Source organism: uncultured Virgibacillus sp. (assembly GCF_947495635.1).
Taxonomy (GTDB): Bacteria; Bacillota; Bacilli; order Bacillales; family Amphibacillaceae; genus Virgibacillus; species Virgibacillus salarius.
Genome location: NZ_CANMAB010000011.1, coordinates 47,306 through 62,613 on the forward strand (window position 1 = coordinate 47,306; position 15,308 = coordinate 62,613).

Consider the following 15,308-nt stretch of genomic DNA (forward strand, 5'->3'; position numbering starts at 1 on the left):
CTACTCCGTAGCCTCTTCTTTAACCTTTTGATTATCATAAACTTTAAAGAATGGATACCAAATGATAAATGATACTACTAGAATAAGAACTAATAAAATCAATCCTCGAAAATCAGTATTAACTAAGAAAGTAGAAATTCCCACTGGTAAATACCATAACTGCAATACCTCTGATGGTATCGTAACCATCCCAAGGTTTAAAACAACATACGTAATAACTGGTATGATGATTCCGTTTAGCCACATCGGCACCATGAGAATCGGATTAAAAGCAATAGGTGATCCGAAGATAACCGGTTCGTTAATATTAAAAATAGAAGGTACTATCGTTACTCGTCCTATGGCTTTTAAGTGCTTCGATTTAGCGAGCAACACCATGAGCACAACTAAAGGAAGTGTCGTACCCATTCCGCCAATCCATACCCATGCCATCATTGTTTCAAACACATGAATGTTTTCCGGCTGTATGCTTTGGCTTACATTAGCGGCATTTTGTTCTACACCCGAAACCCAGATCGGAAAAATGATCGGGTAAAGCGCCCAAGGGCTAATTCCAAACGTATATAAAAACACACATAAAAACGTGATTAATACAAACCCGACAAAGCTTTGACCAATTTGATTTAAAGGCTCAAACAGGCTAATAATTACCAGATAAAGGTCAAAGTCCCAAACAAATGTGAATAGCCATCCGCCAAGCAACAATAATGTTATAGGCAAAATGGTATCAAACCATACGATAATGAAATCAGGTAGTGAACTAGAGCTTTTAAAAAAAGAAAATTTACTAAACTGATAAAAGACAAATCCGACTAATAGCCCGACAAATAACGAAACAAACATACCATTCGCTCCAAACCTTTCAAAAGCAAAGGATATGGCTCCTTCATCCGTAAATTCGGGTGCGAGTAACATTAAAAACATCGCTGCCCCAGTTAATCCAGCAACTAGTCGCCTATCTGTTTTCTTTAACTTATCCATAATGAAATAGGGAGTTAAAAATGCAATAAATAAGCTCATTAATCCAAACGAAAAATCACTTATTGGCTGTAGGTTAGGCATACCAGAAATAAAATCATTTAAAATCGATATCAGTGTTATTAAAGAGCCTACGAGAATAAGTGGCAAAACACCCATAATTGCTTCTTGAATAGCTGAAACCCAAGCATTTCTTGTGATTTTGTTCATCCGAGGTGCAAATGATTCATTCATCCATTGAATAAATTTTTTCATGCTATATTTCACCCTCTATGATTATTATTTTTCTTCGAGTTGATGAATAATAATATCTAAGCCCTTTTCTCCATCTAGCAGGCCATATGTGGATGGATCAATTAGTGTGCAAGGAATGCCGCTTCCATTTAGCTGCTGTTCGATATCCTGTTGGATATAGCTAAGGTGTGGGGCAATGAGTACAACGTCAATTTGATTCATATATTCTCTTAATTCAGATTCTCCGCGAGCAATTACTTCGATTTCCATTCCTCTTTTTTTCGCCGCTTTCCGTATATTCTGAGCCAAAAATCCACTAGATGCTCCTCCACTACAAATTAAAAGTGCTGTTTTTTCCATTGAAGCTCCTCCTCATTACTTGTTGTACTGTAATTATGTAACAAATCCTTATAGGTTTACCAATCAACTTATTGCCTACTGTTCGGCAAAAAGCTGATTATAAAATGACTAAAAAATAGGGTAAGCTATAATATAATAAGGTTTGAGAAGAAATGGTTGAGAAGGCTTTGCACGTTATTGTTTCGAATCGGCTACTCTTTTTTGAACAAATACTAGAAGGAAGTGGGGGTGCCTTCATGCGTAAGGATAAGAAGGAATTACTTATTGAATACTTGCAGGAGAAAAATGATTGGGTCCAAACAAAAGAGCTAACAGAACTCTTGAATATTTCACCGCGTACGTTGAGAAATTATATCTCGCTTTTCAATCATCCTTCATCCGATGTACACATTGAATCCTCTCATCTTGGTTATCGCTTCGTTGGTTTTCGGAAGAATGATATGCCTCATGAGAAAAAATCTGAAGCAAGCCGATCCGTTATTCAAACGCCGTCACAACGTATGTATTATATGTTACAACAGCTCGTCTTACTGCCAGAGGGGATCGACCTCTTTGAAATAAGTGATTACCTCCATATCAGTATGCCTACGGTGGAAAGGGATATGCAAAGTTGTCGATCATTTTTAAAAAACTTTGATTTACAGCTATGTCGAAAAAAAGATCAGCTCTCCTTGAGTGGTTTGGAAAGAAATAAGCGTAAACTGATGAGTGCCATTTATTTTAAAGAATATAATACAACCTTTTATAATATTATTGATTTGGAAGAGGTGTATGATTATGACCTTCATGCGTTTCGCGATCGCCTGTTACAAATCTTAAATAATCATGGCTTAGACATTAATGAATATACCATTGGTAACATTATCTACCATATCGTCATCTCGATTGAACGTATCAAGGACGAACAATATATCCAAAAATTTTCATATGAATTTGAACAGCCGTTAATTCCAGCCGAGGTGCTAACTGAGGTTAAACATTTGATAGAAGACTATTTTCATGTGTTTATTAGTAATGCTGAAATGAACTACCTGCAATCATTATTAGCAAGTAAAACTACCATTAATCTAAAAGATGAGCGCTCAACTAATCTATTCAACAGCTTTATCAATGAAAAGTACATCCATTTAGTACAAAAGATTATCGAAAAGGTTAACGATAGCTATCTAGTTGATCTTGCCGATGAAGAATTTCAAGCAAAGTTTGCCCTGCATATTAAAAATATGGCGGTAAGGGCGGCGAGTGGATTTTCATCCAAGAACCCGTTAACCCAGACTATTAAAACCTCCTCTCCGCTTATTTATGATCTAGCGGTATTTATTTCAAACATCATCACGGAAGAGGAGCATGTAAAGCTACCTGAGGATGAAATCACGTATATAGCCTTACATGTTGGGAGTTGCCTAGAATTAAAACAACATACAATGACAAAGATTCAGGCTATCCTAATTACTCCCGGCTATTATGATATACACAAAGATATACAGAAAAAAATACGAAAGCATGTTGGCAATCAGATAACATTCAAACAGGTAATTACGCAAATGGATTATCAGTTATCAATGAATGCAGATATGATCATCACTACAATGCCGACAACCGCTTCTGGGAATACTCCTACGCTAACGATAAGTCCTTTTGTATCAGACTATGACTTGATAAAGATTCGCGATGAAATAGAGCGCTTAAAAGCAGCCAAGGCTAGAGCAAGAATGAAGCAACAACTACTTTCACTATTTGATGAGCGTCTATTTGTCCGAGGTAAATCATTTGCCAATGAAACAGAAACAATAAACTATTTAGGAAAGAAGATGATAGATCATGGACTTGTTCCTAAAAACTATCTTGGAGATGTACTCAAACGGGAGAAGATGTCTTCCACAGCGTTTAATCAAATTGTCGCTGTTCCGCACTCCATGAAAATGGACGCCTTACAAACAACTATTGCTATTCTTATACCCAAGCAACCGATCCATTGGGGAGAAAGTGACAACGTCCGCATTGTTTCACTGATTGCAATGAGCCAAAAGGAAAGAAAGATCTATCGGGAAATTTATGATGAATATATAAAAGTGTTAACAAATCCGGCAAACGTTTCCCAACTTGCAACATCAACTAACTTTCAGGAATTTATTGACCAATTGTCAATATTAATGGGAAATGACGCTTAATCTTAGGAATAGAACAAAACAAACTAACAAATGAGATGAGTGATTAAATATCCGAAACACGGTGCGTATATGAAAAAACAGGATATCTCCTTCTCTATTGAGTAATCCTTAAATTTTAAATATATTGGGCCATATGATAGATATTTTCATCATAAAAAAGCTACCATGAAAGAATGTATGCAGACTTTCGAGGTAGCCTTATATTTCCTCTATTATTAACCTGTTAATATATCTTCCTTAGGATGAGCTATCTCTTCGGACAGCTCCCTTCCTCTCTTTCTACCATTTCACTACATAGCTAGCTTCATAACGATTCATTTTATCAATTAATGCTGCTGGCTCTTCGGCAACAATAATCATATCGCGATATTCCTTTTTCATAAATCCTTCATCAATTGTATGGTCTAGCATTTGAATTAGTGGATCGTAAAAGCCGTTGACATTCAATAAAGCGATTGGCTTATCATGATATCCTAATTGTGCCCATGTAAACACCTCGAACCATTCCTCTAACGTTCCCGCTCCACCTGGTAATGCTACAAAACCATCGGCTAAATCTGCCATTTTTGCCTTACGCTCATGCATCGTTTCTACTACATGAAGCTCTGTTAAATGCTCATGGGCAATTTCTACATCCATTAGCTTTTGGGGGATTACGCCAATCGCTTGGCCACCTTGATCTAACACAGCATTTGCCACAGCTCCCATACAACCGACCTGGGCACCGCCATATACCAAGGTTTTATTGTTTGCTGCCATCGCTTCACCTAGTTGCTTTGCGTTTTCTATATAAACACTGTCCTGACCAGCGCTTGAGCCACAGAATACAGCAATTCGCTTCAAATCCATCCTCATCACCCTCATTTCTTGATTGTCATACTTCCATTATATCATTCTCACATCAAGTTGCTGCATTTTAATTTATTATGTTTCCTTATCTAATTATTATTGAGAATGGCACCTTCAATAAACGCTACAGCTCTACTAGTCATTTTAGTAAATTCGCAGTTTTCATTACAATCGATTTTATATAAAAATTTTTGTTTACTAGACTCTTGTCATGTGGTTTTCGCCCATCTTTCAAAAAAAGAATTTGCAAGGTAGAGAGGGATTTACGTGACCTTCCTAGAAATAAAGAATTTGATACGCAAATAAGTTTTGCTGGAGGAGCAGTTTGTAAATATTTATTTCAAACAACAGTCGATACGTATGGAGGTAAAGACAGGCTTGTAAAATACTTTCCTAAGTGGGTGTTGTAATTGAATCATTTAAATAGTGTTTTTAATAGAATAGGATTATTAGACTTAATATTTATAGTTCCTATGTTTATGTTATTTTCTTATTTACCTAGCTATAATGTTTGGAGTGTATTATTAAACATAGTTATTTTTTATATTTTTTGCTTTTGGTTTAGCTATGGCTTTTCACATTATTGTTGACTCCATTAAAAAAAAGAAGAGCCATTGACTTTCAACCTGATTAAAATGAATCTGACAAAAGTATTCTATTCACATAATAATCCGAACCATTGTGATATGCTCCCTTTATCGTAGACAGAGAAAATAAAAATTCTCTTACTACTATGAAGGGAGTATTTATTGTGTTTAAAAGAACACCAAGCAGACTGATATTATGTCAATAAAATAGATGCAGCGAATGGGGAGAATTTTTCTTTTCCCTACCGTGCCTCGCTTACTGCCCTCTCTGTTAGGAGAAGGATAATACCTTCTACACAGTGTATGGTTTAAGCGCTTATCATACTTCTTTTCATCGTTAATCGGTGACATGTATTGATTAGTTAAGCCTTTACATTTTATATTTTGACTTTTGCTACAAAATGAGGTACATTACTAATAGACGAACAATCATAATATATTATATAAAATCATTCGGATTTTGGGGTGTAAATCATGGAAAATGTATTTGATTACGAAGATATTCAGCTAATTCCTGCAAAATGTATGGTGAATAGCCGTGCAGAATGTGATACAACTGTTACGTTAGGTGGAAACACCTTTAAATTACCAGTCGTTCCTGCAAATATGCAGACGATCATAGATGAAAAGATTGCTTTGTTTTTAGCAGAAAATGATTACTTCTATATCATGCACCGCTTCGAACCAGAGAAGCGTATTGCCTTTATCAAAGATATGCAAGCGCGAGGCCTAATTGCTTCGATTAGCGTTGGTGTAAAAGAAGAAGAGTATGGATTTGTGAAGCAACTAGCTGATGAGCAGCTAACACCAGAATATATCACCATTGATATCGCTCATGGTCATTCAGAAGCAGTTATTAAAATGATCAAGCATATTAAACAGCATGTACCTCAAAGCTTTGTCATTGCTGGAAACGTTGGAACACCTGAGGCGGTTAGAGAATTAGAAAATGCTGGTGCTGATGCGACAAAAGTGGGAATCGGCCCTGGGAAAGTATGTATTACCAAAATAAAAACAGGCTTTGGTACAGGTGGCTGGCAATTGGCGGCACTTCGTTGGTGTGCAAAAGCAGCAAGCAAGCCAATTATTGCCGACGGTGGCATCCGGACACACGGTGATATCGCGAAATCCATTCGCTTTGGTGCAACCATGGTAATGATCGGTTCATTATTCGCAGGACATGAGGAATCCCCTGGCGAAACGATTGAAAAGGACGGTAAGGTGCTGAAGGAATATTTTGGCTCTGCCTCTGAATTTCAAAAAGGGGAAAAGAAAAATGTAGAGGGAAAGAAAATGCTTGTGGAGCATAAAGGTTCCCTTACGGATACGCTAAAGGAGATGGAGCAGGATCTACAATCATCGATTTCTTATGCAGGTGGCAACAAGCTGGAGTCGATTCGCCATGTAGACTATGTTGTCGTTAAGAACTCCATCTTTAATGGAGATAAAGTTTACTAATTACGTGTTGATGAATAACTTGGTATTTCAAAAGGGACATACGATTAGCCGGGATCTTTTTCAACTAGCCCGTACAATCCCCCAGATAAGATAATGGAAGCCGAACTAGCATCCGTGGATACGACGTTATATCCGGATCATAGTTCGGCTTATTTTTGAAATGGTAATACGTCTTACCGAAAAAACTAGATTCCGAGGGATCTGCTAAGAAAATAGCATACGTCCATAGAACCATGTATCGGAAAATAAATTAACGCTGACAATAACCGCAGGAAGCATCCTCTATGTCAAATTACGATGAAAGCATAAAATGATTATATGGCTTTCAAGATCGCTCCCCTTATAGCACCTCTTTCACTAGACCCTTCTACCTAAATTTTCGTTCAATTCTACGAAAACTGCTATACTAGATGTAGCTAAATCCGCTCGGTAAGGAGGGGTTATTTCTGTGTGGGAATTATTATTAACCATGGTAGAACGGATTGGGATTCTCGTTACGATCGCATTCATCTTAACAAGGTTCCGATTTTTCCGCAGTATGTTCTATCAAAATCAACTGAATCGCCGACAGCAATTTACCGCCATTCTATTCTTCGGCTTCTTCGGCATTATCGGTACGTATTCAGGTGTTAGTCTTAGCACAGAGAATTTGGAGTTTCACCGTTGGGCAGCGGAGCTAACGGCTGATGAAGCAATTGCCAACTCGCGTGTTATCGGTGTGGTAATTGCAAGCCTGCTTGGCGGTCCAACGGTTGGAATTGGCGCTGGGATCATTGCCGGATTACATCGATTTACCTTAGGCGGATTTACGGCAATTGCCTGTGGTCTTGCCACGATAATCGCAAGTATCCTTGCTAGTCTATTTTATAAAAAGCATAAACGGGTGAGACTGCAAACCGCATTTATTATTGGTGCGCTGGCGGAGTCCCTGCAAATGTTAATTATTTTAATGATTGCCCAGCCGTTTGAACAGGCAAGCGCACTTGTGAACATTATTGGCATTCCCATGATTTTAGCAAATGGGCTTGGATCTGCACTATTCCTGCTCGTCATTAAAAATGTATTAAGCGAGGAAGAAAAAGTAAGCGCTCTCCAAGCGCAGAAGACGCTTCGTATTGCCGATCAGACGATTTCTCACCTACAGCATGGATTAACACCAACGGCGGCTGAAGCCGTTTGTCATATTATCCATCAGGAAATTCAAACGAGTGCTGTTTCGATTACGAATCGTTCGGAAATATTAGCACATGTTGGGCTTGGACATGATCACCACCGTACCAATAGTCCGATCCAAACAAAGATCACGCTTGATGCAATCCAACAGGGGAAGGTCTTGATTGCCAATCAGGAGTCGATTCATTGTGCAGTTACGAATTGCCCCTTAGGCGCAGCAGTTATTGCACCACTTAGACAATGCGGAAAAACAATAGGCACCTTAAAGTTCTATTTTCGCTCGGAAAAGGAGATTACAAACGTAACAAAAGAGCTAATTAAAGGGCTTAGCTCGATGATTAGTCACCAGCTTGAAACGGCAGAGGTAGATCGTGCCTATCAATTGGCAAAAGAGGCAGAGATAAAAGCGCTTCAGGCGCAGATTCGTCCACATTTCTTGTTTAATACGCTGAATACGATCATCTCCTTAATCCGCTTAGATCCAGGTAAAGCCCGAAAAATGCTAGTGTCTCTTTCTCATTTTCTCAGGCAAAATCTATCAGCTACGACCCAAAGCACGATCACCTTACAACAGGAATTGGCTCATGTGAAGGCTTATTTATCCATTAAAGAAGAACGATTTAAAAATAAATTAACGGTTAGCTATGAAATCGATCCTTGTGTACTTAACCAGCTTATTCCACCACTTACGCTACAACCAATAATTGAAAACGCCATGAAGCACGGCTTTAAGGATAAAGAAACAGATTGCTTGCTAAAAATAAAAATAAACCGGAATCAAGATCGAATTTGCATCTATGTAGCAGATAATGGCAAGGGAATGAGCACGGAGCTGGCTGAGCAAGTCATTCAAGCGCCTATTGATTCAGCCTCTGGCAGTGGCTTGGCCCTGTACAATGTAAATAGAAGATTAAGCATTATGTTTGGCGAGGATGCTTCGCTGCAAATCAGCAGTAGCATTAATCAAGGAACTGCTATTCAGTTTTCCATACCCTATAAGGAGATGTCACAACAATGGATCAGTTAATTCAAACACTTATTGTGGATGATGAATTATATAGTAGAGATGAATTGAAGCATTTATTAAGCAGCTTTCCTTCTATTCAGCTCGTTGATGAAGCTGCGTCTGGCGAGGATGCTGTGATAAAGGCCCTTCAGCACCAGCTAGATGTTGTCTTCTTGGATGTAGAAATGCCAAAGATGGATGGGATGAAGGCAGCAGAAGCCATTCGAAAGCTGAAGCATGCACCGTTAATTGTGTTTGCAACTGCCTATCCACAATTTGCAGCGGAGGCATTCCGTCATGATGCTGTGGATTATTTGCTGAAGCCCTATGATGAGGAGCAATTACAGGAGACAATTCAACGAATTGAAAATAAATTATTTACTAGCCAGCAGACCGATAAAACGAAACCAACGGGTAAGCTAGCCGTTGATGCGGATGGGGAGATCTTTTATCTGGAGCCAAAAGAAATTCTCTATATGTCACGGGTGGATAAATTAACAAAGCTGATTACGAAGACCGGCGAATATGAAACGAAGATCCCATTAAAGGAATTAGAAAGCAGGCTGCTTGCATACGGATTTTTCCGAATTCATAAAAGCTTCTTAGTGAATTTAGAATATGTTAGCCGGTTAACCCCATGGTTCAATGGTGCCTATCACCTGCATGTAGATGGACATGACGAAGTGTTATCCGTAAGCAGGAATTATGCCAAAGCATTAAGACAGCGTTTAGAAATCTAGTAAGCTATTTCACATCTTAATAGAACAAGCTAACATGTTAATCTGATTTTTCTACGTGTTATTCTCCATTCCCCCTTTCTTTCTTAGGTTTCTTTTATACTTGATGTAATCGCATTCATTTATAGAAATAGGGGGAGAGCGCGTTGTATACTTTTTTAGCTGGAATTGCACTACTGATTATCGGTTATTTCACATATGGTAAATTCATTGAAAAATTATTCGGTGTAAAACAGGAGCGAGCAACACCTGCTTATGTAAACGCTGATGGGGTAGATTATATTCCAATGAGTACCGCAAAAAATTCATTTATCCAGCTGTTGAATATTGCTGGTACTGGCCCTGTATTTGGACCAATTATGGGAGCACTCTATGGACCAGCAGCCTTCATTTGGATTGTTGTTGGCTGTATTTTTGCAGGTGCGGTACACGATTATTTAACAGGGATGATTTCCATTCGTAATCGTGGTGCCCATTTACCGGAATTAGCTAGTAAATTTTTAGGAAAGGTCATGAAGCATATTGTAAATGCATTCGCTGTTCTGCTCCTTTTATTAGTAGGTACGGTATTTGTCTCAACACCAGCCAGCCTGCTTCACTTACTGACAGATGGTAGTGTTGCCGTGTGGATCTTTATTGCTGCTATTTTTGTTTATTATATTGTCGCTACATTACTTCCAGTAGATAAAATCATTGGCAGACTCTATCCATATTTTGGCGCACTGCTATTACTAAGTGCACTTGGCGTTGGTGTTGGATTAGTAGTCACTGGTGCACCGATTCCTGAGCTGTCCTTACAAAACTTCCACCCAGACCATGCACCTATCTTTCCTTTATTATTTTTTACCATTACTTGCGGTGCGCTTTCTGGATTTCATGCAACGCAGACACCGATTATTTCGCGTACAACGAAGAAGGAAAAAGAAGGACGTAAAATTTTCTACGGTATGATGATTGCTGAAGGGATTATTGCAATGATTTGGGCAGCGGCAGCGATGAGCATGTTTGATGGCTATCAAGGACTAAGTGATATCTTAGCAGCTGGCGGACCAGGAGCAATTGTAAGTGAATCCTCCACAGTATTACTAGGAGCAATCGGTGGAACACTTGCTGTCCTAGGTGTCATCGTTTTGCCAATCACGTCCGGAGATACTGCATTTCGTAGTGCAAGAATGATTATTGCAGATTATCTGAAGATCGCTCAGAAAAAGCTATCCAGCCGCTTATGGATTGCCTTACCACTGTTTGCTATTTCGGTTGTCTTAACGCAAATTGACTTTAATATTTTATGGCGTTACTTTAGCTGGGCGAACCAAGCCACAGCTGTGATCGCGCTATTTGTAGGAGCGATGTATCTTTATATCGCAAAGAAAAATTACTTTGTTTCACTCATACCAGGTACATTCATGCTTGTTATGGTAATCGCCTATATCCTATCCCAGCAAATCGGCTTCGGCTTACCGATGAACGTTGCTTGGGCCGGTGGTGTCATTGGAACGATAATCCTACTTGTCCTATTCTTTAAGGCTGCGAAGAAGGCTCGAGCAAACAATGTTCCGTTGGAAGAGGATATCTCCAATTGGGACAGCGCTGCATAAGTAAATTTATCTATGAAGGGGTATTGTCTTAATGGGCAATACCCTGTTTTTTTGTACAACGATGCCTTCATATTATTCATTTGCGTATATCTTTTGAAACTTTGTACGATTTTCAGAGGAGGTATAGAACTTATCCGTATCTTACTTTATAATAAATAGCATCATCGGAAGGGGGATAATAGCATGCCAATTAATGTACCTAAGCAATTACCTGCACGTCATGTGTTAGAGGAAGAGAACATCTTCTTAATGGATACGGATCGGGCGACGACACAAGATATTCGTCCGTTAAATATAGTTATTGTCAATCTAATGCCTGAAAAAGAACGCACGGAAACACAATTACTGCGTTTATTAGGTAATTCGCCATTACAGGTTACCGTTACATTCCTTCATACAGCAACACATGAATCAAAGACAGTTAGTCCGTCCCATTTAAATCAATTTTATAATACATTTGCCAATATCAAGAACCAGCGATTTGATGGCATGATTATTACTGGTGCACCTGTGGAGCTCATGCCTTTTGAACAGGTTGATTACTGGGAAGAGCTTTCTGAAATTATGGAATGGTCGAAAACACATGTTACCTCTGTCTTACATATCTGTTGGGCTGCCCAGGCAGCACTTTATTATCATTATGGTATCGGCAAATTTGAGCTACCCGCTAAATGCACAGGGGTGCTCTCTCATACAGTGGCAAATTCTACTGTAGAGCTTGTCCGTGGATTTGATGAGGAATACTTAGCACCACATTCCCGTTACACGGGTACTTCAGTGGAGGAAGTGGAAAAAAATGATAAGCTGCTACTCTTGTCATCGACGTTAGACAATGACCCATTTATTATCTTGTCTAAGGATGAAAAACACGTGATGGTTACTGGTCATTTGGAATATGATGATCTTACGCTTGCGGACGAATATTATCGCGATCGAAATAAAGGCATCGATGCAGCTGTTCCTAAAAATTACTTTCCCAACGATAATCCGGAAATAAAACCATTAAACCGCTGGCGCTCCCATGCACATTTACTGTTCTCGAACTGGCTTAATTACTACGTCTATCAAGAAACACCATATGAATGGAAATAGGCCAAAAATGGTCATCCGGTAAGACGGATAAGCTAGAAATAAAAAGCAAGTGTGGTAAATAGCATCCCACGTCCTACGGGAGGTATCGGTGAGATCCCGCAGCATTAGGGGGCTCACCAGCCGCCCACGGCAAGCGAAGGATATTTCCGAGTAGCCTCGTTTCATGAACATCATTTCTAGTTATTTTTTCTTTGATTCAAACACTTTTCCTTCTTCCCCAACGGATTTGGCTCCTTTCGTAAATGTGGCTGTCACAGAAAGGGTGCTTCCACTCATTCTCCATTAGGTATCTGACATATGTTGGTTCTTTTTATACCAATTCATTACAAAGGGCTTCTTTGCTTTGCTGTAGAACCTCGTGTCATCATAGCGGATTGATAAACGCTCCTTTTAGCTACCATAGCGTTCGACTCCCTCTGGATGAGCGCGAAGCATAGAATTATCATATCTTTAGCATATTGGCTTCTTATCGGCTAAATGAACAGGGTTACTGCTATGAACCGTAAAGAAAGGTACTGTATACGGCTTTCATGATTCTTCGACTTTTTCACCTTTTACTTTGCGATTTATAAGATGAACCCTATCACTAAGACTTACTTGGTGAATTTGTGGTACATAATGTTTGCATATTAACGTGAAATAACTTTATTTCTATTTTACACCTTCCTTACCAATCATCTATCCATAGTTTGTAAGGTGTACATTTGCAGTACTTTCGGAATAAGGATTTGAGCCTATTAGCATAAAAGGGACAGATTGTGGAATCACACTAGATACTTCTTTCTTTATAGAGAGGGTTTAGTTGAATAGTCCCTAAAGGAATATTAATGTTAGTTCGCAGAACGCGGAACTGTTGGTACTTGTGAGAAAATAAAATGTGTTACAGTTTGTGCGTACGGATTTACTTCTTCTATGAATTTCTCCGCTTTTGATAAGTTTTCAAAGTGCATTTTAAGCATGTAACAAGCATTTCCAGCTATACGATAACAAAAATGTACGTTTGGGAGTTTTAGAATAAAGTTTTTGAACGACGTATAGTCCCCATTTTTGACTGTTGCTTCAATTATACATTGGATAGGTAGACCTAATTTCTCATAATCGATTTCTAATGTATAGCTTTTAATAATACCGAATGATTCCATTTGTCTAACCCGTTCTGTTACAGAAGGAGAAGATAGGTTAACTCTTCGTCCAAGTTCACTCATAGATAAGCGACTATTTTTATGTAATTCATCTAAAATCTTTCTGTCAACATTATCAATTTTCATTTTTAAATAAATCCTCCTAATATCGTTAATTGTTTAATTAATTTATCGATTACTCATTATAAATTTAATGTTATTTTTGTATTAAATCTTCTAAAATTAAATATAGCAAAGGAGGATTTTAAATGGCAAGAATTAAGGAATCAAGTTTCGGAGACTCACCATTTCAACGACTTTTAGGACACAATGTAGAAGTAATGAAAGGATGGTCACATTTAGGGAAAGTATTAGAAAAAGGAGGATTGCTTTCTTCTGAATTAAAGGAGCAAATAAGGAGAACGTTAGCCCAAAGTAATGGTTGTGAGTATTGTAAAGTGAAAGGTAAACCTAATCCTGATAAGTTTGATGAAAAAACTTCTATTGCGGTTGCTTTTACGGAGGTGTTTTTAAAGCTAAGGGGGAATATACCAACTTCAACTTTTAACGTTTTACAGGAATGCATGACTGAAGAAGAAATCAGTGAACTTTGTGCTTTTATTTCGTTTACTACTGCTTCACAGTACTTTGGAGCTATGATGAAATTAGAACCTGTAAAGAAATAATTTTAAATATAAAAGCTCTTCCTAACTAGTTGCTTTTGTTTAATAAGGCTTTTAATGATCTTCAACAAAATCGGCTAATAAACTATATTTCTTCATGCTATACTAAAATTGTGTATGACAAAAAAACCTTCCGAATCTAACAGTAGGAAGGTTTTTCATTTTATAGGTAGTGATTTCACTTCCTAGCAACTCGCGAAGAAATCGCGCTTCCTGCTCAAACATTTGTACCCATTTTTTATCGTAATCTGTTAATCGCACCTTCATCACCCGAGCCCTCCCTTATAAAATACACAGCATATTGTTTCCTTCAATGAATCCTGTTCAAGATAGCAAACGCTTCATTAGCCGTCAACGGTTAATGGAGCAAATAATAGCTAAGCCACCACATACATCATGTGATGGCTTATATATCATAAAGAGGTTTTCATTCAACCAGACAACGAGTATAGTACAGCTGACCTTGAATCAAGCATCTTCCATTTATCTATTTCATCTTTATTCTTCATTGATCTAGCTAATACCCGCCATAATACGGTGGGTAAGGGGGTGGATAATAGCCGTAGCCACCATCATCGAACGCATTCACAAGTGTTCCTGCTAAAAGCCCGCCAGCTAACCCACCAATTAGTGGAACGCCGAACCCGCCGAAAAACGGGCCACCGAATCCAGGGCCTCCAAACCCTGGGCCGCCGAATCCTGGGCCACCAAATCCCGGACCTCCAAATCCTGGACCTCCAAATGGTGGTCTGCCATAGCCTCCTTTAAATCCTGGGCCAGGACCAAATGGTGGTCTGCGTTCAATATCTTCCTGTACATAAAATTGTTGCTCAGGAGGCATCGCCGCAGGCATATTCCAATCTCCATTCATAGAACTTCCCTCACTTCCATATTGTCTATGAAAATAGGATATGCATTTGCCCAGCAAAACTATTGGGCGATTATACTAGGACATAAAGGGATTTTCCTTATTCCCCTCGTCTTTATATTCAGATATCCAGCTACGAAGCGCCTTCAAGGAGCAACGTATATTTCCGGAGCAAATTTATATACCATTATCTTCGATCGCAGCAATAGATTTTTTTACATTAGAAAAACGGAGCAAAATTCGCTCAATCCTTATCACTACATGCTCAGATTTACGCTCCCTCTAGTAGCTATTATGGAATAATAGCTACTGCTTACTTGACCACCACTCCGGCTGCCCACTTCCCTTTCCGTGGGGTTTGTCCTTCAGCTAACTTTTTTAGCAAAACCCGCT

General features: G+C 38.7%; 14 protein-coding genes. 8 read left to right on the top strand and 6 right to left on the bottom strand.

Features of this window, described 5'->3' with window-relative positions; translation table 11 throughout:
* Positions 1-1,233, bottom strand: a complete 1,233-nt coding sequence (locus tag Q1A47_RS04355; RefSeq protein ID WP_166530294.1) for a PTS sugar transporter subunit IIC — start codon at positions 1,231-1,233, stop codon at positions 1-3.
* 24 nt (positions 1,234-1,257) lie between these two features.
* A complete protein-coding gene (locus tag Q1A47_RS04360; protein WP_026681926.1) occupies positions 1,258-1,572 on the bottom strand; it encodes a PTS sugar transporter subunit IIB in 315 nt (104 codons plus the stop codon).
* Between the two features lie 236 nt (positions 1,573-1,808).
* On the opposite strand from Q1A47_RS04360, the gene Q1A47_RS04365 reads away from it, so the two are divergent.
* Positions 1,809-3,743, top strand: a complete 1,935-nt coding sequence (locus Q1A47_RS04365) for a transcription antiterminator (protein WP_166530295.1) — start codon at positions 1,809-1,811, stop codon at positions 3,741-3,743.
* Between the two features lie 279 nt (positions 3,744-4,022).
* Here Q1A47_RS04365 and Q1A47_RS04370 read toward each other — a convergent pair whose 3' ends face one another.
* Complete coding sequence (locus Q1A47_RS04370; RefSeq protein WP_026681924.1) at positions 4,023-4,586, bottom strand: TIGR00730 family Rossman fold protein; 564 nt, start codon at positions 4,584-4,586, stop codon at positions 4,023-4,025.
* A 479-nt stretch (positions 4,587-5,065) separates the two neighbouring features.
* Between Q1A47_RS04370 and Q1A47_RS20860 the strand changes: the two genes are divergently transcribed.
* From Q1A47_RS20860 to metA, 6 genes are all read left to right on the top strand, one after another.
* Positions 5,066-5,182, top strand: coding sequence for a DUF6007 family protein (locus Q1A47_RS20860; RefSeq protein ID WP_343231059.1), 117 nt, complete (start codon positions 5,066-5,068; stop codon positions 5,180-5,182).
* 471 nt (positions 5,183-5,653) lie between these two features.
* A complete protein-coding gene (gene guaC, locus Q1A47_RS04380; RefSeq protein ID WP_121604168.1) occupies positions 5,654-6,637 on the top strand; it encodes a GMP reductase in 984 nt (327 codons plus the stop codon).
* A 448-nt stretch (positions 6,638-7,085) separates the two neighbouring features.
* On the top strand, positions 7,086-8,837 hold the full coding sequence (locus tag Q1A47_RS04385) for a sensor histidine kinase (RefSeq protein ID WP_166530296.1): 1,752 nt from the start codon (positions 7,086-7,088) through the stop codon (positions 8,835-8,837).
* Complete coding sequence (locus Q1A47_RS04390) at positions 8,825-9,556, top strand: LytTR family DNA-binding domain-containing protein (protein ID WP_026681919.1); 732 nt, start codon at positions 8,825-8,827, stop codon at positions 9,554-9,556. The genes Q1A47_RS04385 and Q1A47_RS04390 overlap by 13 nt, the downstream gene beginning before the upstream one ends.
* Before the next feature lie 143 nt (positions 9,557-9,699).
* A complete protein-coding gene (locus Q1A47_RS04395; RefSeq protein WP_026681918.1) occupies positions 9,700-11,151 on the top strand; it encodes a carbon starvation protein A in 1,452 nt (483 codons plus the stop codon).
* A gap of 183 nt (positions 11,152-11,334) precedes the next feature.
* Positions 11,335-12,243, top strand: coding sequence for a homoserine O-succinyltransferase (gene metA / locus Q1A47_RS04400; RefSeq protein ID WP_166530297.1), 909 nt, complete (start codon positions 11,335-11,337; stop codon positions 12,241-12,243).
* 830 nt (positions 12,244-13,073) lie between these two features.
* On the opposite strand, the gene Q1A47_RS04405 is transcribed toward metA, so the two are convergent.
* Positions 13,074-13,511: an Lrp/AsnC family transcriptional regulator gene (locus Q1A47_RS04405; protein WP_026681916.1), complete on the bottom strand. Its 438-nt coding sequence runs from the start codon at positions 13,509-13,511 to the stop codon at positions 13,074-13,076.
* 122 nt (positions 13,512-13,633) lie between these two features.
* Between Q1A47_RS04405 and Q1A47_RS04410 the strand changes: the two genes are divergently transcribed.
* Positions 13,634-14,050 (top strand): carboxymuconolactone decarboxylase family protein, encoded by a 417-nt coding sequence (locus tag Q1A47_RS04410; protein WP_026681915.1) that lies wholly within the window; start codon positions 13,634-13,636, stop codon positions 14,048-14,050.
* A gap of 102 nt (positions 14,051-14,152) precedes the next feature.
* On the opposite strand, the gene Q1A47_RS04415 is transcribed toward Q1A47_RS04410, so the two are convergent.
* On the bottom strand, positions 14,153-14,314 hold the full coding sequence (locus Q1A47_RS04415; protein WP_161629279.1) for a GrpB family protein: 162 nt from the start codon (positions 14,312-14,314) through the stop codon (positions 14,153-14,155).
* A 250-nt stretch (positions 14,315-14,564) separates the two neighbouring features.
* Positions 14,565-14,918 carry a hypothetical protein gene (locus tag Q1A47_RS04420; protein ID WP_318279800.1) on the bottom strand — a complete coding sequence of 118 codons (354 nt, stop codon included), beginning with the start codon at positions 14,916-14,918 and terminating at the stop codon, positions 14,565-14,567.
* Between the last annotated feature and the right edge of the window lie 390 nt (positions 14,919-15,308).

Bases quoted from the DNA above. Each gene is read 5' to 3' on its own strand.
- Q1A47_RS04355 (WP_166530294.1), bottom strand. From the start codon at position 1,233: ATGAAAAAATTTATTCAATGGATGAATGAATCATTTGCACCTCGGATG.
- Q1A47_RS04360 (WP_026681926.1), bottom strand. From the start codon at position 1,572: ATGGAAAAAACAGCACTTTTAATTTGTAGTGGAGGAGCATCTAGTGGA.
- Q1A47_RS04365 (WP_166530295.1), top strand. From the start codon at position 1,809: ATGCGTAAGGATAAGAAGGAATTACTTATTGAATACTTGCAGGAGAAA.
- Q1A47_RS20860 (WP_343231059.1), top strand. From the start codon at position 5,066: ATGTTTATGTTATTTTCTTATTTACCTAGCTATAATGTTTGGAGTGTA.
- guaC (WP_121604168.1), top strand. From the start codon at position 5,654: ATGGAAAATGTATTTGATTACGAAGATATTCAGCTAATTCCTGCAAAA.
- Q1A47_RS04390 (WP_026681919.1), top strand. From the start codon at position 8,825: ATGGATCAGTTAATTCAAACACTTATTGTGGATGATGAATTATATAGT.
- metA (WP_166530297.1), top strand. From the start codon at position 11,335: ATGCCAATTAATGTACCTAAGCAATTACCTGCACGTCATGTGTTAGAG.
- Q1A47_RS04405 (WP_026681916.1), bottom strand. From the start codon at position 13,511: ATGAAAATTGATAATGTTGACAGAAAGATTTTAGATGAATTACATAAA.
- Q1A47_RS04410 (WP_026681915.1), top strand. From the start codon at position 13,634: ATGGCAAGAATTAAGGAATCAAGTTTCGGAGACTCACCATTTCAACGA.
- Q1A47_RS04415 (WP_161629279.1), bottom strand. From the start codon at position 14,314: ATGAAGGTGCGATTAACAGATTACGATAAAAAATGGGTACAAATGTTT.
- Q1A47_RS04420 (WP_318279800.1), bottom strand. From the start codon at position 14,918: ATGAATGGAGATTGGAATATGCCTGCGGCGATGCCTCCTGAGCAACAA.